The sequence below is a fragment of the Paenibacillus sp. PAMC 26794 genome (genome assembly GCF_000316035.1).
In the GTDB taxonomy this organism is placed as follows: Bacteria; Bacillota; Bacilli; order Paenibacillales; family Paenibacillaceae; genus Paenibacillus.
The window spans coordinates 120,227-145,070 of record NZ_ANHX01000041.1 but is presented as its reverse complement, the minus strand read 5'-3'; the positions used below and the strand labels follow the sequence as shown (position 1 = coordinate 145,070).

Here is a 24,844-nt window from a genome sequence, read left to right as displayed (position 1 = left end):
GTAGAATTAGCACTATAAACTACTAAGGATATCCAATATCAAACAGAAAGGAGGTGAAATCATGGAAAGATGGGACACCCTATGGAAATGGGGAATTGCACTCATGAGTAGCTCAGTAACCTACTTCTTCGGAGGCTGGTCAGGCGTGCTCGGCGTACTACTCGTGTTCGTCATACTCGATTACCTAACGGGCATCGCGGCAGCAGGTATGAGGGGCAAGTTAGAAAGTAATGTCGGCATGTTCGGCATCGCACGAAAGGTATTTATATTTGCAATGGTATCGGTGGCTCATCTGGTGGACGGTGTTCTGGGAGACGGACATTTGTTCAGGGATGCAGTCGCCTTTTTTTATATCGCAAATGAGTTGTTGTCCATTATCGAAAACGGTGGCAAGTTAGGTGCACCCATTCCGCCGGTGATTCGACAGGCCATAGAAGTGCTCAAGGGCAAGGGAGGAACCGGGGAACTGCCCGGCAACATCTCCCGAAACGGCAAAGATTCTTTTTCCTATCCAGAAACAGAGGATGTTGAACCTCCGGCAACTCAAGATAACGTTAAGTAGCTTTAAATATTTCGAGTGTCTGCTTTACTAAACCGTTGCTGAACATCGCAAGTGTAGGGTTATTTTAACTATATACATCTATACAGATTGAACTTAAACATTCCACACAATAAGGGAGAGGACAGAAAAAACCTGAAAAAGCGAAGTGGTCGCCTTTATCCCCGGATTTTCCCCTTTATAAAGGGAATTAAGAAAAATCTGGGGATAACAGCGATTGGAAGGTTATTCTGTCATCGGAGTGTCTTTGTGAACAAGGTTCAGTTCATTCCAACACATCAGGGACACGCACACAAGCAACCTCTAATCCAACCGCATTAAATATAAGAGCATTTTACATCCAATCCAGAGAGTGACATCCAATCAGCAATGTATAGATCAGAATGCTCTAATCTGTCTATACTTGTACCCGGGAACGCTTGAATCGAATGATGTAAAATGCTGATACAAACGGCAATTTGCCGCATAAAGGGTGTGAGAAACATGCAGACAAGAAGTTCGGGCAACACACAGGGCATTGACGTCTCCCGATACCAGGGCAATATTGACTGGGCGAAGGTGAAGGCAAGTGGCATGACATTTGTGTTCATCAAGGCAACCGAGGGACAGACATATACCGATCCAAATTATCAGAAAAATGTAACAGGTGCACTGGCGGCGGGCATGCTGGTCGGGACGTATCACTTCTTCCGTGCGACATCTACCGATGGGGCCAAGGCAGAAGCGGCACATTACGCCAATACACTTAACAAAGTTGGAGGCGCCAAAGCGTTACAACTGCCACCCGTTATGGACTACGAGAACAACCCTGGCAACCTGAGCAAAGCGCAGATGAATACCGTTGCCAAAGCTTTTTTAACCGAATTACAACGTCTGACAGGTGTAAAACCGATCATATACACGGGCAATTCATTTGCCGGGAATTTTGACACATCACTCAGCTCATACGATCTTTGGATCGCGCGTTACAGCAACACTCGTGTACCGGAAGACCAGCCGGCATGGAAGCGTTGGACGTTCTGGCAGTATACGGATTCCGGCAAGGTGAATGGCATTAGCGGCAACGTGGATATGAATGAATTCGAGGGAACAGCGGCACAGCTCAGAGCAAGATACGCAGCAGCCACTCCAAAACCGCCGGAGCCAACGGAACCGACCAATCCCAATCCACCAACTGAACCACCGAAAGGGGGCGAACCGATGACAGCTGAAGAGAAAGCAGCGTATGATGCGCTCAAATCCCAGGTCGACAAACTGCAGGCGCGTCAGCAAATGGAAGTTCCAGTATGGGCAAAGGCAGCTGTGGATGCAGCACTAGCATATGACAACAAAAATCCATTGTTCAGCATCGATAATGGGGCGAGTTATGATTTTTACCGTTTTATTACCGTGATGCATCGCAGAGGTTTGTTTAAAAAGTGAGCTGATTCTTAGCAAAGTAGAATGTTGATTTTATATAAATGTGGATTGAGTGGAGAAGGAACACGGGACGCTTTTTGTCGAACTGTGTTCCTTTTTTGTGTTTTGTGTAAGTAATATTAACGCATATAATAAAGTTGAAGACTTATGTCCGTAAATGTCTTGTCTAATTGATTAATGTGATGTAAAGTTAGTTACACGAAATCGTTTTTCACTACAGTTTATTTACATAATTCTCCTCATCATGACAAAACCATAACATATGAAGTTATTGTAATGTCTCCCTGTTGTACAATCCAACATCTCCAGATGACTCGCTCATACGTCTTACACATCCAATCTGCAAGAGAAAGCCACCGATTTAAACAACTTACACGATTCATCAAACAACCTAGCCTATGTTGAGTTTCTTTCATCCGTATTGCTAACGAACGATAACGATACCTAATCATGTCTCCACACTCCATGCTCAACACGACACGCTCAAGGAACAGACTTTATTGCGTAGCCAGCAGCGTAGTATCCATATGCCCATCTGTATTTTTAATCTACTGACTTAAACTTGCTCTTACGGGTCCATACCCACTCGCTGTGGCTTATTGACCTAAGTTCAAATAAAACGCAATAATCTGATTCAATTTCATAGATTCATCTCACAAGATACGTTGTTGAACCTTTTTTCTTTTTCTATAAAAGTAATCAACCGATGTCCTCAATCCTGTGCACGATGATCTGAAATTCACCTGTATCCCATGCTGTTTTTACATTCCATAGACTGCCTTACTTTTCCCAGAACTTTAATTCAGGTATCGCAGGCATTTAAAGCCTTTTATATGATACATAGCACCAAACCGATTGCCAACATTGGAGATCTTTCATGCCAGCATCACACACATTATGAGACAGGGAAGGGTGTTGTACGTATGCGAATGAGAAAAAAATGGATGTTCGGTGTTCTAACCATGGCCTTGAGTACCGTATTGGTGTTGTCCGGTTGCTCCAGCAACGAGAGTGGAGAGGCCACGCCTGCTCCGACAGAAGGAACCGACCCTCCAACCGAAACGGTAGCACAGGATACGATGATTATGGGGCGTGGTGGGGATTCCGTAGCACTCGACCCGGCGATTGTAACCGATGGGGAGTCGCTGAAGATTGGACATCAGGTGTTTGATTCGTTGCTGGACTACAAGGAAGGCGGAACAGAGGTCGTTCCTGGACTAGCAGAGAGCTGGGAGATTTCGGCAGATGGGCTCAAGTATGTGTTTAAGCTGAAGTCCGGTGTGAAATTCCATGATGGAACTGACTTCAACGCTGAGGCTGTTGTGTTCAACTTCAACCGCTGGAGTGATCCGGCGAGTGAATATAAATTCGAGGGAGATTCCTTCGATTATTACGATTCCATGTTTGGTCCAGAGGACGGACGTGTGATCAAGGAAGTGAAGGCAACGGACGAGACTACGGTGGAGTTCACATTGAACCAGCCACAAGCGCCTTTCCTACAAAATATTGCGATGACGCCATTTGGCATTGCCAGCCCAACCGCGATTCAGGAGAAAAAAGAAAACTTTAAGAGCGAGCCTGTGGGCACCGGCCCATTTGTATTCAAAGAGTGGAAGCGTAACGACTCCATCACCCTGGAGAAAAACGCAGATTACTGGAAAGAAGGATTTCCGAAGTTGAACAAAGTGATCGTGCGTTCGATTCCGGATAATACTGCTCGCTTCAATGCCCTGCAAAACGGCGAGATTGATGTCATGGAAGACCTGAACCCGGACGATCTGTCCATCCTTGAAGGTAAGAGTGAGTTGCAGAAGATCGAGCGTCCCCCGTTCAACGTGGCGTATATCGGCTTTAACTTCAAGAAGAAGCCATTTGATAATGTCAAAGTCAGACAAGCCCTCAATCATGCGGTGAACAAACAGGTCCTTATTGATGCGTTCTTTGCTGGACAAGCCGAGCCTGCTGTCAACCCGATGCCGCCAACGCTGTGGGGGTACAACGATACCATTGAGGATTACCCATATGATCTGGAAAAAGCAAAAGCTTTACTAGCCGAAGCTGGCTTCCCTGACGGTTTACCTGATCCGGTAACCTTCTATGCGATGCCGGTATCCCGTCCGTATATGCCTGATGGCAAGAAGGTAGCGGAAGCGATCCAGGCTGATTTTGAGAAAATTGGCGTGACCGTCACCATCGAATCACCGGAGTGGGCAACGTATCTCGAAGATACAAAGGCCGGGGAGAAGGACGACATTTACATGCTCGGCTGGACAGGTGACAATGGTGACCCAGATAACTTCCTGTATACACTGCTGGATAAAGATGCCATTCCAAGCAACAACCGCAGTTATTATGTAAACGAAGAATTACACACATTGCTGACGGGTGCACAGAAAGAAACCGATCAGGATAAACGTGCTGAACTTTACAAACAAGCGCAGGCGATGATCAAGGAAGACGCACCATGGATTCCTCTGGTACACACGACGCCAATTCTGGCGGGTAAAGCCAACCTGAAAGGTTTCGTCCCTTCTCCACTGGGCACCGAATCCTATGCCGGTGCTTATTTCGAGTAAGCTGTAAGCTGAACTTATCCATTTCAGGATAACTGCGATCTGAAGATGGCACTACAGTTCGGAGTGATTACGTTTTAATTCTTTCTATCAAAGCGCTGGTGAGACGCAATGCTTGGCAGAACCCACATCCGGACGTAACTATCCAAAGCATGCATTTCTGCCGGCGCTTTTTATTTTGCACGATATGTCGAAGGCAGGTGAACAGAATTGAACAGCTATATTGTCAAACGTGTGCTTGTGTTGCTGCCTGTGCTTCTGGGCATGACCCTGATTGTCTTTTCCATCATCCACGCGATTCCGGGTGACCCGGCTGAGACCATACTTGGGCAAAAGGCAACCGAACAATCCAAGCAGGCCCTTCGTGACCAGCTCGGTCTGGATAAACCCTGGTTCCAGCAGTATTTCGCCTACTTGGGCGATTTGCTCAAAGGCGACCTGGGAACATCCATCCGCACCAAGGTGCCTATTGCCCAGGAAATTGTGCCTTATCTGACAGCAACCCTTGAATTAACGATGGCAAGTATGTTGTTTGCTGTCATTATTGGGGTGAATGCCGGGATTGTCAGTGCATGGAAGCACAACTCCTGGTTTGATTATTGCTGTATGGTCATTGCTCTAGTAGGTGTATCCATGCCGATCTTCTGGCTCGGTCTGATGGAACAATGGCTGTTTGCGAACAAGTTACAGTGGCTGCCGTCCATTGGACGAATGAATGCACGTGATCCGGTGGAAGCCATTACGGGCTTGTATGTCCTGGATACGATGATCGCTGGACAATGGAATCAGTTGTGGACCGTAACGAAACATTTGATCCTGCCAAGTGTTGCGCTGGGAACGATTCCGATGGCAGTTATTGCTCGGATGACCCGTTCCAGCATGCTGGAAGTGATGAGTTCCGATTACATTCGTACTGCGAAGGCGAAGGGACTGGGGCCGTTTTTTGTCGTATATGGACATGCATTGAAAAATGCGTTCATCCCCGTGCTTACGGTTATCGGCATTCAGACCGGATCGTTGCTCGGGGGTGCTGTGTTGACCGAGACGATCTTTGCTTGGCCGGGCGTGGGACGTTATATATATGAAGCGATTAGTTCGCGTGACTATCCGGTGATCCAGAGTGGCATTCTGATCGTGGCATTTTTTTTCGTGGTGATCAACTTGATTGTGGACTTACTTTACGCTGTGTTTGATCCTCGGATTAGTTATAAATAGGAAGAAGGTTCAGCAATCGTGAATCGTAGTGCTTGAGTGTCATAGACCTCGTAGATCTTATCTTTCATTTTTCACTTATAGCCAAGAAGGGAGACGCCGCATGACCAAATTATCGACCAACACTGGACAATCCATTGACGCGGCAGCGGTACCTGTATCAGGTCCATGGCGGGAAGCGTGGAGAACGTTTCGGAAAAATCGGCTTGCGCTTGCAGGTCTGATTATTATCGTATTTTTTATCCTATTGGCCTTCCTCGCGCCATACATCGCACCTTACGATTACAAGGAACAGGTGCTGGTGGATCGGCTTCAGGCCCCTTCGGCAGAGCATTGGTTTGGTACGGATGATCTGGGGCGTGACGTATTTTCCAGAGTGCTGCATGGGGCGCGTATTTCCTTGTGGGTGGGCTTCTTCTCCGTCATTGGTTCCATTATCGTGGGCACGTTGTTAGGTCTGATTGCCGGTTTTTATGGAAAATGGGCGGACATGCTCATCTCGCGTCTATTTGATATCTTGCTCGCATTTCCGGGGATTTTGCTGGCCATCGCCATTGTAGCGATATTGGGCCCGTCGTTGCAAAATGCACTGCTGGCCATCGCCATCGTGAACATTCCTACCTATGGAAGGTTGGTGCGTTCACGGGTACTCAGCTTGAGACAGGAGGAATTCATTACGTCGGCACGGACACTTGGAGCGGGCAACGGTCGAATCTTGTTTCGCCACATCTTGCCCAACAGCCTTACTCCACTGATCGTGCAGGGTACACTCGGAATTGGGACGGCGATCATCGAGGCTGCTGCGCTCGGATTTCTAGGCATGGGTGCGCAACCACCCGACCCGGAATGGGGTAAAATGTTGTCGGACTCCCGTCAGTTTATACAAAAAGCACCGTGGACACTGATCTTCCCCGGTGTTTCCATTATGTTAACCGTTCTCGGCTTCAACCTCATGGGCGATGGCCTGCGCGATACCCTTGATCCGAAAATGGCCAAAAAGTAGAATTCTCAAACTCAAACTCAAACTCAAACTCAAACTCAAACTCAAACCGTAACCGTAACCGTAACCGTAACCGTAACCGTAACCGTAACCGTAACCGTAACCGTAACTTATAACCCAAGCTCGAACTTTGATTTGAAACCCTAGCTCTGCAACCCTAACTTTTTCTGTAACGCAGCATACGCGCCATCCCTAACTCTAAAACTAACCGCATGTGCTAATTTTTAGCCATAATCCTATTTGTAGCTGTAACGCTAACTTCTGCATCATCTCTAACGAACCTACGAGGTCCTATTTTACGATTTCCAGCCAATTTCCCAGTCTAACGAATTTCACACACGCTATTATGTTAAAAGCTTTCGAATGTGCTCAATAGATTTGCTTAAATTGAGCAATAGCGTGTCTACGATTTGTTAGCTTACGAAATCCTCCTTAAAAGGCCGATTAACGCCTGTGAGGTTCGTTAGCGCGTAACTGCCATGCTGCTCAAGACATTCAAGCAACCACAATACCAAGATACCCACATACCAACATCTCAACGTACCCACACATCAATCTCAACACCGTAAGGCCGAGGATACTCCAAGGTACATTAGATGAAATATGTTTTAACGCTATCTACTTTACCAACAGACACATCACAAACTTTCACCATGCCGGTTCGAACTTTGGTTCGAGGCGGTTTTTGTTTTACCTGCGGGATTACGTTAAAATGATTGGTGATGTGTTAAAGTTGAAGGGTTATTCGATCTTTTTGTTAAAATAACCGCCTGCGTATTGACACCCAATTTTCCCATATGTTATATAAAAGGAAGGGTTTAGCACTCCGATCATTAGAGTGCTAACAAATGATGTTTTTACTATACGCCTACATATGGAATGATTCTGTTTTGAAAATAGATAAATTTTACCTTGGGATTACATGCGAGTGAAGTCGCTAGAAAAGATTTTCTGAAATCGAAAGTATCTCATGCTCATGGATTTTTCCATTTGAAAATGTTTCAGCATCAGTAAGTTGTTTGTCGGAACACCTCGATAGTGCAGGGGACGGAATCGATTCTGTAGAAGCGTTAGCGTTCGCCTTTGTCTCTGAATTTTTACTATTGAAAAAATAGTTCAAGAAAATTCATAGACAACAGCGATCAAAAGAACGATCCGTAACCGGAACGGCCACCAGAGAACGACATTAACTAAAGTGCTGAGACTGAAAAGGGAATCCAATAATGAGCGGAATAACCGATTTGAATGTTTTCTAGCAGCGCAGCGTTTTGTATGAAAAACTCAAGGATTTACTTTCTATTTTCAATCAATTCATTCGATATCCCAATTTGAAAGGAGTCCAACCACTCATGGCTAAAAAAGAATTCCAGGCAGAATCCAAACGTTTGCTGGATATGATGATCAACTCCATTTACACCCAAAGAGAAATCTTTTTGAGAGAATTGATCTCCAACTCCAGTGACGCCATTGATAAAATTTATTACAGAGCACTGACGGATGATTCGCTCGTTTTCAACAAAGAGGACTACTTCATCAAGCTCACAATCGACAAAGAAAACCGCACTCTTACACTGACAGATACCGGAATCGGGATGACACAGGAAGAGCTGGAGAACAACCTGGGGGTTATCGCGAAGAGTGGTTCCCTGACGTTCAAGAAGGAAAATGAAGCTAAAGACGGCCACAACATCATCGGACAATTCGGGGTAGGTTTCTACTCGGCATTTATGGTGGCGGACAAGTTGACCGTAACGAGTAAAACGCTGGGCAGCGACGAGGCTTGGAAATGGGAGTCCGAAGGCGCGGATGGTTACACGATCACACCAGCTGAGAAAGATTCCGTAGGTACAGAGATCGTCCTGACGATCAAAGAAAATACCGAAGAAGATTCGTATGACGAATTTTTGGAAGAGTACCGCCTGAGATCCATCATCAAGAAATACTCCGACTTCATTCGCTACCCGATCAAGATGGATGTAACGGGTCAACGTCCGAAAGAGGGCACGGAGAACGAGTTCGAGGAATACCAAGAAGAGCAAACCGTGAACAGCATGGTGCCGATCTGGCGTAAAAATAAAAGCGAATTGACCGAAGAAGACTACAATAACTTCTATATGGAAAAACGCTACGGTTTTGACAAACCGCTCAAACACCTGCACATCAGCGCAGATGGCGCTGTGGTATATAATGCAATCCTGTTTATCCCGGAGAGCACGCCGTTTGACTACTATACCAAAGAGTATGAAAAAGGCCTTGAACTCTACTCCAACGGTGTATTGATCATGGATAAATGCGGGGATCTGTTGCCAGATTACTTTGGATTTGTCAAAGGTATGGTGGATTCGGAAGACCTGTCCCTGAACATTTCCCGTGAGATGTTGCAACATGACCGTCAGCTTAGCCTGATCGCGAAGAACATTAAGAACAAAATCAAGAGCCAACTGCAAAGCCTGTTGAAGGACGAGCGTGAGAACTACGAGAAGTTCTACCAAGCGTTTGGTCGTCAATTGAAATATGGTGTATACAGTGACTATGGTGTGAACAAGGATACATTGCAGGATCTGCTGTTGTTCACGTCTTCCAAAGAGAGCAAGCTGGTCAGCCTGGACGAATACGTCTCCAGAATGCCGGAAGATCAGAAGTATATCTACTATGCATCTGGTGAATCGATTAGCCGTATTGAGAAGCTGCCACAGATCGAGGGTGTTCTTGAGAAAGGGTACGAAGTATTGTACTTTACTGATGACATCGACGAGTTCGCAATCAAGATGATCACGAACTACAAGGAGAAAGAATTCAAATCCATCTCCAGTGGTGACCTGGGTATCGAAGATAGCGCGGACAAAGAAGAAACGGACGCTCAGGACAACGACAACAAAGAGTTGTTTGAAGCGATGCAAGCTCAATTGGCGGGTAAAGTCAAAGCAGTTAAAGCTTCCAAACGTCTCAGAAGCCACCCGGTATGTTTGTCCACCGAGGGTGAATTGACGATTGAAATGGAGAAAATCCTGAAAGCTATGCCGAACAGCGAAAACGTACAAGCCGACAAAGTGCTGGAAATCAACGTAAATCACGATGTCTTCAAATCGTTGAAAGACGCTTTCGCGCAGGATAAGGAAAAACTGAACCTCTACACTAGCCTCCTGTACCATCAGGCATTGCTGATTGAGGGATTGCCAATTCAAGATCCAGTAGAGTTCACTAACGATATCTGTAAGGTTATGGTGTGAAAATCCTTCGTACAAGGGTGCGATAATATCCTTGATGCAAAAGTTCATGTAGCTTCAAGAGTAGACTACGTGAACATTAAGTTTAGAAGCTAAATCGCAACGCTGCATCCACCATATTCATCCGACAGGGCATCTCCGTCCTGTCGGTTTTTTGTCTTTTTACTCACAACGGGGAGGGCGCGGGTGAGGCAGACTACCATTGTAGTGATGGATGATATTATTCTAAGTTGAACTTGATGTTCACTTGATTTTAGCGAGATAACTAGTGAATACCATTAATGTATTTTCAGGACAGCAAAAGTAGTGAAGGGGACGGAATCGATTCTGAAGAAGCGAAGCGTTCGCCTTTGTCTCCGGGTTTTTCCCTTTGTAAAGGGAATTCAGAAAACCTGGAGACAACAGCGATCAGAAGAACGATCCGTAACCGGAACGGCCACACAAACTGTATAAGGCACTTTTTTTCATCATAAGTCACGATAGTGTGAGTGCAATATGAATCATTGTCATTTAGATGCACGGATGATAGTCTGGCAGGGTATAATAAGAGAAGATGACTGTTCATTACAAGTTGATGTAAGAAGAGATGACAATCGCAGACAGGTTTTACTTTTCGAAACCACAGATGTTGTGTATAATCACTCAAAATAGAGACAGTCGGCTAGGAGTGATCCCCATGCAATGGAACGATCTGAGAGAACATAGACAATATCCTGAATTAACCAAATTGGATGGATCTCGTGCAGCGTATGAACGGGACTATTCGAGACTCATTCATTCACCGACCTTCCGTCGGTTACAGGGCAAATCACAGGTGTTTGGCGCAGGAACGGGTGATTATTATCGTACTCGCTTGACCCATTCCCTGGAGGTGGCACAGATTGCACGAGAGGCTGCCCGAAGTTTGATTCGCCGTTTTCCTGAGGTAGACTGGGACCGCGCTGACAACCCCGGCCTTATTATTGATTCAGAAGTGGTGGAATGCGCTGCAATCGCACATGATTTTGGTCACCCGCCGTTTGGACATAAAGGTGAAGAAGTATTAGATGGTATTCTGGATGACCTCATCAACACCGAGGCTAAGAAAATCATGAAAAAAAGCCGCAGCGCCAAAGTTCCCAAGGTCGAGTCTGAAGTCCGTGCCGAGCTAAAACGGAAATACGAACATTTTGAAGGTAATGCGCACAACTTCCGTCTCATTATGCACTTGGAGAAGCGTGAAGATATCGACGGACTGAACCTGTCTGATGCGGTATTACTAGGAATCAACAAGTATCCGTACCCTGGGACAGAGAGCAAAAAAGGCATGTATCATCATGAGTGGCAATATATTCGGGAGATCCGTGATCGCTGGAACGTGCCGGCAGGCAAGAAGACACTGGAAGCACAGCTGATGGACCTCTGCGACGATATTGCGTACTCCTCACATGACCTGGAGGATGGCATCAAAGCAGGCAAAATTGAAGTACATGAGCATTTCCTGCAAGATCCGCATGTGAATCGACTGATTGTGGATAAGATTACAACGCTGGAGGATCTGTTCTGGAACGGATGGACCCGAGAAGCGATTGGGCAAAAGGTAGAAGAGGTTCTCGCTTCGTTCCTGCGCATCTGGAATGAAAAGATGCCGTTTTGCGAGCATGATTACTCGCGTACTCGTCGTGAGGTGAAAGCCTACTGGGTGAGCTTTTTTGTAGGCAGCCTGGGTGTTATTGATGACGGCGACTGGAAGAAGGTAACTTTTGTCCGTGAAGGGGCTGAAGACCTTGATATGCTGCGTACGGTGAGTGTACTCAAGAGTTTTGCCTGGGTGACCATGATTCGTGATTTGCGTGTGCAGCGGCTACAGAAGCGAAGTGAGTGGATGATTAAGAGATTATGGGATGCATTTCTCGATCCGGAAACGTCCCAATCCATTATTCCATCCGACTGGCTGCAACGGTATGAGAAGGATCAAGCAAAAGCCCAGCCGATCTGGACTTGGGAACACATGGTGATCGATTATATCGCAGGAATGACGGATGCATTTGCCGAGAAAATATATAATGAACTCTACGGTCTGAAGGTGGGTTCGATCTACGATCTGGATTAAAATTAACCGATATAAAGGGAGATGAGACGCGTGGCTAAGCGAATGAGTGAGACGTTCAGTCTGGGCGTACTTGACCTTGTGCCAAGGTTGAACGATGCCACAGCGGAACAGGCACTTCAACAATCGGTGACACTTGCGCAACATGCCGAGGCTTGGGGATACGCACGATACTGGACGTCAGAGCATCATGATATGGCTGAACTGGCATCGGCCTCTCCCGAAGTACTGTTATCCCACATCGGAGCAAGGACAACAACGATCCAACTTGGCTCTGGTGCGGTCCTGTTGCCCCATTACAGCCCTCTCAAGGTTGCAGAGTCGTTCCGTCTGCTGGCTGCGCTCTATCCGGGGCGCATTGAGCTTGGGCTCGGACGTGCTCCTGGCGGTGGACCTCATGCCACGATGGCACTCAGTGGCAATTACTTGCAGCATGTGTCCAAGTTGCCCGAATCGCTCGCAGCACTCACGGAACTGCTAGAAGACCGCTACATGTACGAGGATCATCCCGTGACAGCTCGTCCGATTCCCAAGCTTCCGTTATCACTCTGGATGTTGGGAACTAACGTGAAGAGTGCAGAATTTGCGGCACGGTTTGGCATGGGATATGTCTTTGGTCAATTCATGAGTGATGCCGATGGTACAGAGGCTGTAAGGCGATACCGAGAAGGATTTATTCCTTGTGCAACGATGAAGGAGCCTGAGGTTATGGTGGCAGTCAGCGTATTGTGTGCCGAGTCAGAGACGGATGCTAGGGCCTGGAGTCGTGACATGGCGGAGAGACGCGAGGCAAATGGGAAAGAACGTTCAACCGAGCCGAATTCCGTTACGGTCTCGGCATCGAACACGAATGATACAGGCGTTGATGACCATAACGAAGCGGTTCGGCACTATGCGGGTACACCTGAGCAGGTATGGGATCAATTGCAACAGGTGAGCCGTAAACTGGATACGGAGCGTTTGCTGTTGGTTACGGCTGGGCCGGATTACGAGCGAAGGTTGGATTCTTACCGATTGCTGGCTAAGCATGAGACAGCGGCCATGAAGTAGACGTATCGCTTTAAGGGGCCAGCCTGTTGAAATCCGAACAAATCGAAGAGCTGCAGATCGGGAATTTACCGTATGCTGCAGCTCTTCGGTTTGAACTTTGTCAAGATTCAACAATCTTTTACAAAATCAAGCATCTTAATGACAAAATAATGTTATAATACTTTACGTCTATTTTCCTATCGATATAATATAGAGAAGTTCTTTTGACAAGAGGTCAGAAGAAGGGGAAAACAATGACAAAAGCACCTGAATTCGGGATGACCGAAGAGGTCAAGGGGGAAATCATATGTTCAGCAGATTCAAGATCAAGAGTATCGGTCTGCGTATCAGCATCGCGTTCTACTTGTTAATCCTCTGTTTAATTATTTTGAGTGTCACGATTGTCACCCGGATGAATTCAATTGAAACCAACACTAACGAAATTACGAAAAATTGGATGCCATCAATCCAGCAAATTAACCGGTTAAATTATACCACAGAGCATGTCCTATCACTGAGTTATCGTCACTTTGACGCGGATCAAACAGACAAGGCATTTTTGTCAGAAGAGCGTACCAAGTATATTCGTGAGACGACGCAGGCGATTACAATCTATGATCAGCAAGAGAAGTCTGCGGAAGAGCTCGAACACTGGACTGCGTTCAAGAACAAATGGGAAGCGTATCTCAAGATTAATACGCAATCGATCAAGCTGAGTGATGAGGGTCAGACACAGTTGGCGAAGGAAGTAGCTGATAAAGGTGCTGATTCCTTTGACACCATGCAAGTCGATCTCGATTATCTCGTGGAATATAATCAGGAACAGTCCAATCTTGCGGCGGCCCAAACGATCAGATCGGTACAGGATGGTAGATTAATCATCATTATCGGTGTTCTTGTCATGATTGCCATTACAGCAATCAGTATTCCGATTATTCGTTCACAAGTCGTGAAACCACTGCTACGTGTCATTAGTGCGGTGAAACTGATTGCAGAAGGCCAATTGAATGTTCAGGACATACATACCAAACATGAGGATGAAGTCGGTGTTCTGGCCAAAGCGGTGAATGACATGAAAGGTAACCTGACTTCCATGGTTCTGAACGTCAGACGAATTGCGCAAGCTGTCAATCTGCAAAGCGGGGAATTGGCAATATCCTCAGAAGAGGTTAAGATTGGTAGTCGCCAAATTGCTGTGACAATGGAAGAGTCAGCCAAGGCCGCAGAGAGCCAGGCAGAGACAGCCGTGGAATCAGCCCGTACGGTTGAAGTGTTGAATGATCACATTCAGAATCATACGGAACAAGGCAGCCAGTTGCGCGTCATGTCGGATCTTGTACTGGAGCAAGGGTTGAATGGTCGCAAGGTGATGGAACAATCAGTGCAGCAGATGCAACAGATTTCCGGTTCGGTCTCGGCTTCCATGAACAAAATGGAACGATTGAATCGTAAAAATGAAGATATTTCCAAGCTGGTTCAGGTCATTCATGACATTGCACGCCAAACCAATCTGCTGGCATTGAATGCCTCCATTGAGGCAGCGCGTGCGGGAGAGAGTGGACGCGGATTCGCCGTAGTGGCATCAGAAGTGCGGAAGTTATCTGAGGCTGTGCAGACTTCTGTTGAAGAGATCACGGCGATTACCGAGGATATTCAGCAGGAGTCACAAGGGGTGGTTGCGGAATTACGTACGAACGTTCAGGAGACCGAACTGGGTCAGGAACATGTGCTTACTTCAGGTCAACTCTTCCGTACAATTAATGAATCGGTGGAAGGCATGGTTGGTGTCATCGGCACTATGACAGATGGTCTCGCAGGCATGCAGGAAGCAAGCGGACGAATGAATGATTTCAGTCAGCAGATTTCCGCTGTTTCGGAACAATCGGCAGCGAGTGTGGAAGAAGTTTCTGCATCGGCGGAAGAACAGGTAAGTTCCATGGAGACGATTAGCGGCAACATTCAAAGTCTGAAAGAATTATCGGAAGATTTGCTTACATCCATTGAAAAATTAAAAATATAACCTTCTTCTTATAATAGAAGAAGCTGGAATCCCGCAGGCGGCGATTGGTGAGAAATCAGTATGATATATGGGCTGTTGGCCTATAACATTTGTTGGCAAGAACGATTAGATTTCCAATGTTATAATCTCAAAATAAAGTAAGGCGTTCCTCAATAATGGGAACGCCTTACTTTTTTCTTTCCAAATAGATACGTGCAAGGAAATGGATAGTTGTCTAGGAGCCTAACATTGTATACAATGACTACCTGAAGCAAACGTAAGAGTCGTATTTGATATGTCTTCAATGAGCTACTATTTATATAGAAGAAACATGATTAATGAAGGAAGGAGAGGGGGATTTTGCCTGATGAAACACTTGGTATTTACGCTACTTCTGGGAAACACCTCTACACCTTTGCTTGCCACGAGAACGAGCGCGAATTATGCATGCTGGAGCTGAATACGCTGCTTGAACCGAGTTCGGAGATCCATGTGGATATGGGAGCGTATGTGTGGTCCGAACGCTGTATTCCACCTGGACGGAGCCCTTTTATCCACGGTAGACTGGACGTGATCGGCGAAGGAGGCAGCGTGACTGATCTGCTTCCTCTTGCCAGAGATATTCATCTGTTGCCAGAAGAGACCTTTAAGGTAGTTTGTCTGAAAGAAGGCGATCAATCACCTGAGTATGCACAGTCTCGTCAACTGGAAAAAGAAGTCGGCATGTGCATTAAAGGCAAGGCACAGATGAAACAACCCAAGGTGACTTTCGGCCTAATCCGAACAGGAGAAAAATGGATCTTGGGCCAGTGGACAGAAGCAGATCGATCATGGCAGATACATCGGCAGAAGCCACAAAATTACTCAACTGGATTTGGCATCACGCTTGCCAGAGCGCTGGTTAATATTGCCGTTCCGAACGTGGAAAACCATCGGTTGCTTGATCCATGCTGCGGTATGGGAACGGTTGTGATTGAGGCTTTATCCATGGGAATTGATGCAAAAGGTAACGATCTCAATCCTCTGGCTGTACGAGGTGCACGTATCAATCTGCCGCATTATGGATATGATTCGGATCGAATCACACTGGGGGATATGAATGAACTGCAAGATTTGTATGATGCAGCAATTCTGGACATGCCCTATAATCTCTGCTCTGTACTTCCGGATGCTGAGCAACGAGCCATGCTGGAGAGTTTGCGCAGATTGGCAAAACGGGCGGTGATTGTTTCCACAGAGTGGGTAAAAGAGCACTTACTGGAAGCGGGATGGACTGTAAAAGAGTACCGAACAGTACATAAAGGCACGTTTATACGTCATATTTGGCTGTGTATGTAAGCGTAAAAAAACAAAAACGCTATCTCTAAGGGAATTTAGATTTCCCAGAGGTAGCGTTTTTTATTGCGTACATATCAATTTATATAATTGATCTGATTTGCACAATATTGCATGGGAACGGGTGTTTGTGTTAATATTTATGACTATAATCCACAAGGTTCACCGGAAGGGTATCGCCAGCGACGTAAGCTTCCAGATTTTTGACGAAAATATCGACTGCTCGATCCGCGTATTGCTCTGTACTTCCTGCGATATGAGGCGTAATTAACACGTTATCCATGCCCCATAGCGGGTGGTCTGCTGGAAGTGGTTCTTCTTCGAACACGTCCAGTGCGGCGAAGGCAACTTGGCCGTTTTGGAGTGCATTCAGTAACGCTTCCGTTTTCACACTGGGGCCACGACCCACATTGACGAAGCAGGCACCGGATCGGAACTGCTCAAATGCAGTTTGATCATATATATGTTTGGTTTCATCAGTTAGCGGTAAAATGTTAATTACATAATCGCCTTGGCTCAAGGCTTCATGTAAACCGGTCATGTCGTACATTTGGTCCACATTGGGGACATCCTTACCTGAGCGACGAACTCCGATCGTGCGCATGCCAAGTGCTTTGAGAATACGGGCTGTTTCCGTGCCGATCTCACCTACACCAACGATGACCGCTGTTTTGCCATGCAGTTCCGGCAGTGGTTTGGCAGGAGCTTTCCATTCGGCCTGCTGTTGATGCAGCATAGCTTGTCTCAGCCAGCGACTGTGGGATAACATCATGCCCAGAATAATTTCGGTGATTGGAATCGCGTGAACTCCATTTGCACTGGTGACCTGAACGTTTTTTTGTTGCAAATCTGCGAAGGGGAGATTGTCCACACCAGCAGACCAGACCTGAACCCACTTCAACAGGCTGTCCTGGTTCAATGCATGTTCTGTGACGAGTGGGGACCAGCCGAGAATAATCTCAGCTTCTTTCAACTCAGCGGGGTCCAATTCCTTGGCTTTTCCGAATTTTAGGGTGTATCCCGGTGCAGCATTCTGAATGCGTTGTTGCTGTTCTTCGGATAGAGATGGAAAACATACAATTTTACCCATAATGTGTGGTCCTCCTGAGATAAATAGTTTGATGAGTTTGATAATTAAAGTGTATCAGATTTGGTATTGGATGTGCATTAAGGTGGGAAATGCAGGAATCTAGCCTTATTTGCAAATGGTTATATTTGTGTCACTCTATACTTACCCAACTTGAAACGATATGTATAGTTATGAAATAATAGAGCGAACTTTAGAGAGGTGTATGCAATGAATAACCAATCACATCAGGATCATTCATCCCGACGGGAAAGATTGTTTGTAGCAATTCGTCTTCCTGTTGCTGTTCAGCAGTCTCTTCAGATGGATGCAAGGCTTGTACAGAACAAGCTTGATTTTCGTAAATGGACAGATCATAGAGATTATCATATAACCTTGCAATTTCTAGGAGATACGCTAGTTAGTGACATCGGGCACCTGCGAAAAGCATTGCGCTCAGCAGCAAGCGGATTTCAGCCGTTTGAACTTCAGCTTTCCGACTGGGGCACATTTGGACTTGAAGAAGCACCTAAGGTGCTTTGGAAAGGTGTTAGCGGAGAGATAGAGCACTTGATTTCACTGCAAAAACAAATTGTGCAGGCCACATCGTCCCTTGGATTTGAAGCGGAATTAAGACCTTATTCTCCCCACATTACCATTGCCAGAAAATATCTGGGACAGCTTCCAGGTAATGAGAATAAAGGGATGTCTGGAGTGCTTCCGGAACATTCCACAGGTGTTAATTCATGGATGGTGGAGGACATTGTACTTTATGTGACAAGGCTGGGACAATCGCCAATGTATGAGGTCGTGGATACGTTCACTTTTTCCTGATAATCATTTTTATGCCATAAAATCACATTGACATAACGTTTATCCCTATGTAATATTAGCCATCGTTATTCAAATTCTTTTTTTTGGGTTACTTAGTTAAGGGAATTGTTTCGACAGGAGGAATCTTCGAATGAACATTATAAGCAAAAATCGTTGGGTAGCACCGATGTTATCAGTGCTGCTTGTATGTATAGTGGGGGTAAATGTCGTTCAGGCGACGGGGAAGTGGAATGAAGCTAGTGATAGTAAACAGATGACCGAACTTGCGGCTTCTGTGCAAAATAAACAAACATCTACGCAAGAAGAGAGGCGTATGATGGAAGAGGGGACAAGTCTGTCTTCTAATCTGTCTGCCCAAACCATAGCGTGGACTAAATCTCTGCCAGCGAAGAACTGGCTGACGACTACTCAAGAAAAGCAGGAATTGCAAGAAGCCAAGGCCAAGAACAAAGCTAGAGCTGTAGCTGCGGCCAAAGCTAAAAAAGAAGCTGCACTGAAATTGGCCAAAGTGAAACGTGCCAAAGAAGTCGCTGCTGTAACAACTCCCCCCCAAAAACTATACTTTACGCGGACCAAACTTCTGAACCAGGAAGACTCGAAACTTGCAACCTGGTCATACAGTGTGTCCGATAAAGAACTGCATCTGCTGCAAAAAATCGTCATGGCAGAGGCAGAAGGTGAACCGTACGAAGGCAAAGTGGCAGTTGCCAATGTTGTCTTAAACCGGCTGCGGTCAGCCAATTTTCCCGATACCATTTACAAGGTCATCTATCAGAAATCCCAGTTTAGTCCTGTAGCGAACGGACGTATGAAACGTGTGGTTCCCAACGAGGACAGCATCAAAGCAGTGAATGCTGCGTTGAACGGGAAGAAGGAAGTTGCTGATGATACGTATTATTTCTTATCATTGACGCTTGCTGACGATCTGACAGTTGCTCGCTCGCAGAAAAAAGTAAAAACGATCGGTCATCATACTTTTTACAAGTAATCGACCCGTAAATTCTGCAAACAGGCAGGGTAGTTAACTGTGTGTGCATCACACGGCCCTTGAAAAAGCCTGAATCGTAGTTTTATTTCGTTATTTAAAAATATCGTTATACTCTAAATTACCCTTTTTTCTGCCAAATCATACGGTGGAATTAGTGAAAATAAAAGAAGGTTCCCTTCCAAAAATTCGGAAGGGAACCTTCTTTGTATATCGTAAGCAGTTGTCTTGTCCCCTATAACACCTCGTGAGAGCTGTTCTATAGGTCCGTAGAGTCGTCAGAATGGTATTCTGGTACCTGACAAGGACGTGGCAGTAATTCCGGCTGTGAAGCGCTCCACGGAGGTTGTTGTGACTTCGGCTGTCGTCGGAAACAATAAGTCATGAACAGCTTGAGCACAGCACTTCGGATCATAGACCGAATGGTTACCTGAATGATGCGCTACGTTCAGCGGGCTTTCAGTTTGAGTAGATGCCTGCTCCACTAGTTGTTTGAAACGATTTGTGATCACGTCGGCAGAGTGAATGACCTGGCCGTATCCGGCTTGTACAAAGTATTCACAGTTCTCTTCCTCTTGACCTGCAATCGGAGGAATGAACAACATCGGTAGACCCTTGGCCAGCGCTTCAGTGCATGTCATGCCACCTGGTTTCGTAATGAGCACATCGGATACATCCATCAGTTTGCTTACTTCCCGTGTATATCCAAGAATACGAATATTCGGATGCTGGAAGCAAGGCATTTCCTTCATTTTTGCGATCATTTTTTCATTGCTTCCTAGACAGAAGACCAATTGAACACGATCTGCCCAAGACGTGAGAGCTTTCATATGATCCTCATCAAACGAAAGTCCCCATCCACCACCCATAAGTAGCGCCGTAGGCATATTTTGAAGCCCCATCTCTTCCCGTAGCTTCACCTTATCTCCTGCTTCCCAGAAGTCTGGATGCACAGGGATTCCCGTAATCTGAATATGGGAGGGATCGACACCGCGGATCTCAAGCAATGCTTTGACCTGAGGGGTAGAGACCAGATATTTGTTCACTTCCGGATTAATCCATGTTCCGTGCACGTCATAATCCGTCACGACCGTATAGAGCGGGATATTCAGACCCTGGCGTTTGAGCCGGGAGATGACAGCATTCGGAAAAGGATGGGTACAGATCACCGCATCGGGTTTCAGTTGGGATACGACCTGTGCGGTCTGTGTATAGAAAATTCGGTGCAACGCCAGCTTGGTAAAACCATTTAATGATTTATTGTACTGTGTGCGGTACAACAGGCTGACCAGTTTGGGTTGAACCGATAGTGTCTTTCGATATGCAGAGAAAATTAGTGGAGCTACCGTTGGGTTCAAAAATTTGCCTAGTTCAATGACACGACTGTGAACATGTGGACTGACTTTTTTGATGCCATGTGCCAGCGCATGAGCGGCCTGAGTGTGACCGGTACCGAAACCTTCCGATAATAAGAGCACTCTTGGTTTTCGCATGAGTTCACCTTTATTCATAAGTTTTAATTCAAAATGAAGATATTCATTGATTTATTCTAGCTATGGAATGCGTTACTACATGAATATACATTGAAGCGCAAAATCATGTTTCTTCTATGAATATTTACACCATATATCTTACAATGAGACAAACCAAACTTCACTATATATGCGTATTATCTGAGTCATCTTACACTATAGACGACGACAGAAGGAGTTTCCACTGCATTTAGGTTAAAAAATATTAACACAATTTTTAAAATGTTAGGGTTGCAATCTGTTTTCTAAGGTGGTATTGTAGATTTTGACCGAATGACCGAATTGTATTTTTGGTCATTTATATAGAGAGATTGTACAATGAATGTGATTAAAGGAGGGATACGATGGCTCCGATTGACAGGAGACAGCAGGTTATTCATGCAGCAGCCCAGTCGTTTGCCATGTTTGGATACAAAGCAACGACGATGGATCAGGTCGCCAAGATTGCGAACGTTGGCAAAGGAACGATCTATACGTTTTTCACCAATAAGGAACAATTGTTTGATCAGATTTTGGTAGAAGTGATTCAGGAAATGAAGAACATCGCGCATCGTGAAGTACATCAGGAAAGTGCATTTTTCGATAATCTGTTTCGGGTTCTGGATGCATTGTTAGAGTTTCGTCGTGATCACGATCTGCTCGTTAAGTTATCTCAGGAGCTGAAGGACTTTGGAACGCTACAGGCCAAGGAAGGATTGGACAAGGTGGAGAAAGTAATCTCCGACTTTCTGGCTAAGGAGCTTGAGAAAGCGAAAGACAATGGAGAGATTCGAGATTGTGATCCGCAAGTCGTCGCATTTATGATGATTCGCCTGTATATTGCACTCACCTCAGACTGGAGCAAACAACATCAACCGCTGAGCAAAGAGGAAATCAAGACTTACTTTGGCCTTTTCTTAATGGAAGGAATTGCTGCTGTAACGTAATCCGAATTTAATCTACTATTATATAAGGATTTTCACGGGTATCAAGCAGGGAGGCTTGTCGGAAGACAGGTTGTTTTTTTGTCCTAAAGTGACCGTTTGAGGAAAGTGGTCAGTTCGTGTTTCAGTATGTTTTCTGGAATGCGACATTGTATTTCATTATGGTTATTCCTGCTCATGGAGCAGAGAGATTAAGGGGAGAAAATGACATGAAATCTTTATCCGTGTTTTTCAAGGATGTGGGATCGGCCGTGAGAAACCCGAAGGTGTTGATCCCTGTTATTGCAATTATGTTTATCCCGATCCTGTATAGTGGCATCTATCTGGCGGCCTATTGGGACCCGTATGGTCATGTGGATGAGATGCCGGTTGCCGTTGTCAATCTGGATAAAGGCGCTGAGCTGGAGGGCAAATCCCTCCATGTGGGTAGTGATCTGGTGGATGAGCTGAAGAAAAATGCAGATTTTAAATGGGATTTTGTCAGTGCGAGTCAAGCCAAAGAAGGCATGAGTAATGACAAATATTATATGCAAATTACGATTCCGGAGAACTTCTCATCCCAAGCAACAACGTTGCTCGATGACAAGCCAGAGCCGGCTGATCTGATCTATGAACCGAATGGCAATTATAGCTTTGTCGGTGCTCAGATCGGTAAGACCGCTATTAAGGACCTGAAAGCAAAAGTCTCAGCCAAAGTAACGGAATCCTATGCAGAGACATTGCTCGACAAGTTCTCCGAAGTATCGGATGGCTTGGCTGAGGCAGGTGATGGGGCTGGTGAACTGAATACCGGCGCAGGCAAACTGGATGATGGTGCTGTTAAGCTCAAGGATAACCTGGCGAAGCTTGCATCCGGAACGCTTGAACTTCAGGAAGGACTTTCTCCATTAAGTGATGGTGTTAACGCGCTGCATACAGGGGCAACCAAGCTTGAAAGTGGAACATCGAATCTTGTATCCGGTCTGCAACAGCTTCAGGCAGCTGCTTCGAGCCAGCTTCAGAGCGGAGCAGATCAGTTGAAGGATGGCAGCGCCAAGTTGGAAACCGGACTCCAGTCTTCACTGGATGGCACAAGTAAGTTGCAGGCTGGTCTGAAATCATCAGAACAGGGCAGTGCGAAGCTGTCGGATGGTCTGCAAAGTGCCGTTCAGGGCAGCGGTACACTGGCAACAGGTCTGCAATCGGCTGTAGATGGCAGTTCCAAGGTTGCTGATGGTGCACAGGGCGTAGCCGCCGGATTGAAACAGCTTGCTGCATCGAACCCCGAACTGGCCGAAAATGCGGATGTACAGAAGCTGCTTGCGGCAAGTGAGGCTGTTGCTGACGGCAGTGCACAACTGCATGAGAGCGAGCAGAAGCTGGCACAAGGTGCAGATCAGCTGCATCAGGGCAACCAGCAACTGGCTGCGGGTGCATCCGAGCTTCATGGAGGTCAGGAGCAACTTCTTGCTGGTGCGAACCAATTGGTGGATGGTCAAAAGCAATTGCTGGCTGGTGCCGGACAGCTTAGTCAAGGAGGCGCGAGGCTCTCCGATGGCCTGAAGCAGTTCAGCGGCAAATTGGGTGATGCTGCAAGTGGCGGTACATTGCTTGCAGATGGTGCCAAGCAGCTGGGCTCAGGGACAACAGCTTTGCAAACGGGTGTAGGTAAACTCAGTGGTGGCGTTAACTCACTAACCGATGGTTCCAAGCAACTGGGTGATGGCGCGGGCAAACTGGCTGACGGCCTTACTGAGCTAAAAGATGGCTCAAGTGAACTTGAAACCAAGCTGAATGATGCCGCACAGAAAACATCCGAAGTTAAGAAAACGGATGATGTAGTGAACATGTTCGCTGAACCGGTGAACTCCTCGGAGAACACAGCAGAGAACGTAAGCAATTATGGTACAGGATTGACACCATTCTTCCTGTCGATCGGTCTGTTTGTGGGATCGTTGATTTCCACGATTGTATTGAAAATGCGGGAAACGTCCGTACCTGGTGCAACAGGCTGGAATCGTTTTGTCAGCCGGACACTGGTATTTGGGTCCGTGAGTATATTCCAATCGGTTATCGTGGCAAGCTTCATGTTATATGGTCTTGGACTGGAGACGCACAGCGTAGGGCTGTTCTATCTGTTTACCATTATTACGGGGCTGACCTTCATGTTGATCGTTCAGGCGCTTGTAACCTGGCTGGATCTGCCTGGACGTTATGTTGTCATTCTGCTGCTGGTCTTCCAACTTGCGGCTAGTGCAGGAACCTTCCCGGTAGAACTGATTCCATCATGGCTTCAGGCATTTAGCCCTTGGTTGCCAATGACACACAGCATTATGGGCTTCAAAGCCGTGGTATCGAGTGGTAATCTGGATGTGATGTGGCATCAGGCGGGAATTCTTAGCATCTATGCAGGTGTATCCATTCTGCTGACGCTTGCTTACTTCCTCTGGAATGGCAGACGTCCGAAAAAAGAAGTCGAACAGGCTGATTCTGGTCAAGTTGTGACGGCATAAGTCGAACCTGATCTTCAGCAGGGTCATATTTTTGAGAAAAAACTTTATTTTCTTGTAGTGAAATTATGCAATATAGTAGTCAAATAGTGCAAATAGCCTGTGACCCCAAAAAGGGGTTTCAGGCTATTTTGTATACAAATGCATAGAGAAGTAAAGTTTCGCTGGCTTAAGCAGTGAAAATTTGGTGGAATTATGGATAAACGTAGGCTGTACATGGAACGATTTTCTTCTGTCAGCAATTTAATTCAGTTGTACTCTGGCTTAAAAAGTGTATAATTATTCGAAAAAGAGATGAATTTAAACGTTACTACTGTAAAGCTGTACTGCAAAACATTTCTTATCGGAGGTATTAAAAAGTTTAAATTGCGCTGATGTTAGGTCGGTGTTAAAATAATAGAACTATATCGAAAAAACGTCGCTCCATTTCAGTAGCCGTGCCAGCGGCTGCGTGTTGATTTATACATGCTGTTTGCCGGATCGTCCGGATCAGCTCATCTCATTTAATGGCTTCTGCCCAATAGCAGGCATTATTTTTGACAGTCTCATGCTGTTACCTCTTCTATCTAGCAG

At 46.0% G+C, this 24,844-nt stretch carries 15 protein-coding genes and 1 pseudogene; 14 read left to right on the top strand and 2 right to left on the bottom strand.

Annotated elements, in window-relative coordinates:
• Window positions 1-61 precede the first annotated feature (61 nt).
• From D829_RS31295 to D829_RS0117110, 10 genes and pseudogenes are all read left to right on the top strand, one after another.
• A pseudogene (locus D829_RS31295) lies at window positions 62-457 on the top strand (phage holin family protein); the annotation flags it as partial.
• 585 nt (window positions 458-1,042) lie between these two features.
• Entirely contained in the window at window positions 1,043-1,981 is a 939-nt protein-coding gene (locus tag D829_RS0117155; RefSeq protein ID WP_017690146.1) for a glycoside hydrolase family 25 protein, read from the top strand.
• Window positions 1,982-2,901: 920 nt separating this feature from the next.
• Window positions 2,902-4,554, top strand: a complete 1,653-nt coding sequence (locus tag D829_RS0117150; protein ID WP_152417063.1) for an ABC transporter substrate-binding protein — start codon at window positions 2,902-2,904, stop codon at window positions 4,552-4,554.
• 207 nt (window positions 4,555-4,761) lie between these two features.
• Entirely contained in the window at window positions 4,762-5,766 is a 1,005-nt protein-coding gene (locus D829_RS0117145; RefSeq protein ID WP_017690144.1) for an ABC transporter permease, read from the top strand.
• Window positions 5,767-5,866: 100 nt separating this feature from the next.
• Window positions 5,867-6,766: a nickel transporter permease gene (gene nikC, locus D829_RS0117140; protein WP_017690143.1), complete on the top strand. Its 900-nt coding sequence runs from the start codon at window positions 5,867-5,869 to the stop codon at window positions 6,764-6,766.
• Window positions 6,767-8,112: 1,346 nt separating this feature from the next.
• Entirely contained in the window at window positions 8,113-9,993 is a 1,881-nt protein-coding gene (gene htpG / locus D829_RS0117135) for a molecular chaperone HtpG (protein WP_017690142.1), read from the top strand.
• A 673-nt stretch (window positions 9,994-10,666) separates the two neighbouring features.
• Complete coding sequence (gene dgt / locus D829_RS0117130) at window positions 10,667-12,082, top strand: dGTP triphosphohydrolase (RefSeq protein ID WP_017690141.1); 1,416 nt, start codon at window positions 10,667-10,669, stop codon at window positions 12,080-12,082.
• 42 nt (window positions 12,083-12,124) lie between these two features.
• A complete protein-coding gene (locus D829_RS0117125; protein WP_026081234.1) occupies window positions 12,125-13,129 on the top strand; it encodes an MsnO8 family LLM class oxidoreductase in 1,005 nt (334 codons plus the stop codon).
• 286 nt (window positions 13,130-13,415) lie between these two features.
• Window positions 13,416-15,128: a methyl-accepting chemotaxis protein gene (locus D829_RS31290; protein WP_017690138.1), complete on the top strand. Its 1,713-nt coding sequence runs from the start codon at window positions 13,416-13,418 to the stop codon at window positions 15,126-15,128.
• Window positions 15,129-15,467: 339 nt separating this feature from the next.
• Complete coding sequence (locus D829_RS0117110; protein WP_017690137.1) at window positions 15,468-16,445, top strand: RsmD family RNA methyltransferase; 978 nt, start codon at window positions 15,468-15,470, stop codon at window positions 16,443-16,445.
• A 130-nt stretch (window positions 16,446-16,575) separates the two neighbouring features.
• On the opposite strand, the gene D829_RS0117105 is transcribed toward D829_RS0117110, so the two are convergent.
• Window positions 16,576-17,532, bottom strand: coding sequence for a D-2-hydroxyacid dehydrogenase (locus D829_RS0117105; RefSeq protein ID WP_017690136.1), 957 nt, complete (start codon window positions 17,530-17,532; stop codon window positions 16,576-16,578).
• 207 nt (window positions 17,533-17,739) lie between these two features.
• On the opposite strand from D829_RS0117105, the gene thpR reads away from it, so the two are divergent.
• Window positions 17,740-18,342: an RNA 2',3'-cyclic phosphodiesterase gene (gene thpR, locus D829_RS0117100; protein ID WP_017690135.1), complete on the top strand. Its 603-nt coding sequence runs from the start codon at window positions 17,740-17,742 to the stop codon at window positions 18,340-18,342.
• A gap of 130 nt (window positions 18,343-18,472) precedes the next feature.
• Window positions 18,473-19,330, top strand: a complete 858-nt coding sequence (locus D829_RS0117095) for a cell wall hydrolase (protein ID WP_017690134.1) — start codon at window positions 18,473-18,475, stop codon at window positions 19,328-19,330.
• Between the two features lie 275 nt (window positions 19,331-19,605).
• On the opposite strand, the gene D829_RS31285 is transcribed toward D829_RS0117095, so the two are convergent.
• Window positions 19,606-20,820 carry a glycosyltransferase gene (locus D829_RS31285; RefSeq protein ID WP_017690133.1) on the bottom strand — a complete coding sequence of 405 codons (1,215 nt, stop codon included), beginning with the start codon at window positions 20,818-20,820 and terminating at the stop codon, window positions 19,606-19,608.
• A gap of 383 nt (window positions 20,821-21,203) precedes the next feature.
• Here D829_RS31285 and D829_RS0117085 point away from each other — a divergent pair, with 383 nt between their 5' ends.
• Window positions 21,204-21,785, top strand: coding sequence for a TetR/AcrR family transcriptional regulator (locus D829_RS0117085; protein ID WP_017690132.1), 582 nt, complete (start codon window positions 21,204-21,206; stop codon window positions 21,783-21,785).
• A 206-nt stretch (window positions 21,786-21,991) separates the two neighbouring features.
• The gene (locus D829_RS0117080; RefSeq protein ID WP_026081231.1) at window positions 21,992-24,274 is read left to right on the top strand and encodes a YhgE/Pip domain-containing protein; all 2,283 of its coding nucleotides are present in this window, start codon (window positions 21,992-21,994) and stop codon (window positions 24,272-24,274) included.
• The last annotated feature ends 570 nt before the right edge of the window (window positions 24,275-24,844 follow it).

Bases quoted from the DNA above. Each gene is read 5' to 3' on its own strand.
- dgt (WP_017690141.1), top strand. From the start codon at position 10,667: ATGCAATGGAACGATCTGAGAGAACATAGACAATATCCTGAATTAACC.
- thpR (WP_017690135.1), top strand. From the start codon at position 17,740: ATGAATAACCAATCACATCAGGATCATTCATCCCGACGGGAAAGATTG.
- D829_RS0117150 (WP_152417063.1), top strand. From the start codon at position 2,902: ATGCGAATGAGAAAAAAATGGATGTTCGGTGTTCTAACCATGGCCTTG.
- D829_RS0117080 (WP_026081231.1), top strand. From the start codon at position 21,992: ATGAAATCTTTATCCGTGTTTTTCAAGGATGTGGGATCGGCCGTGAGA.
- D829_RS0117155 (WP_017690146.1), top strand. From the start codon at position 1,043: ATGCAGACAAGAAGTTCGGGCAACACACAGGGCATTGACGTCTCCCGA.
- D829_RS0117095 (WP_017690134.1), top strand. From the start codon at position 18,473: ATGAACATTATAAGCAAAAATCGTTGGGTAGCACCGATGTTATCAGTG.
- htpG (WP_017690142.1), top strand. From the start codon at position 8,113: ATGGCTAAAAAAGAATTCCAGGCAGAATCCAAACGTTTGCTGGATATG.
- D829_RS31285 (WP_017690133.1), bottom strand. From the start codon at position 20,820: ATGCGAAAACCAAGAGTGCTCTTATTATCGGAAGGTTTCGGTACCGGT.
- D829_RS0117125 (WP_026081234.1), top strand. From the start codon at position 12,125: ATGAGTGAGACGTTCAGTCTGGGCGTACTTGACCTTGTGCCAAGGTTG.
- D829_RS0117085 (WP_017690132.1), top strand. From the start codon at position 21,204: ATGGCTCCGATTGACAGGAGACAGCAGGTTATTCATGCAGCAGCCCAG.
- D829_RS31290 (WP_017690138.1), top strand. From the start codon at position 13,416: ATGTTCAGCAGATTCAAGATCAAGAGTATCGGTCTGCGTATCAGCATC.
- D829_RS0117105 (WP_017690136.1), bottom strand. From the start codon at position 17,532: ATGGGTAAAATTGTATGTTTTCCATCTCTATCCGAAGAACAGCAACAA.
- nikC (WP_017690143.1), top strand. From the start codon at position 5,867: ATGACCAAATTATCGACCAACACTGGACAATCCATTGACGCGGCAGCG.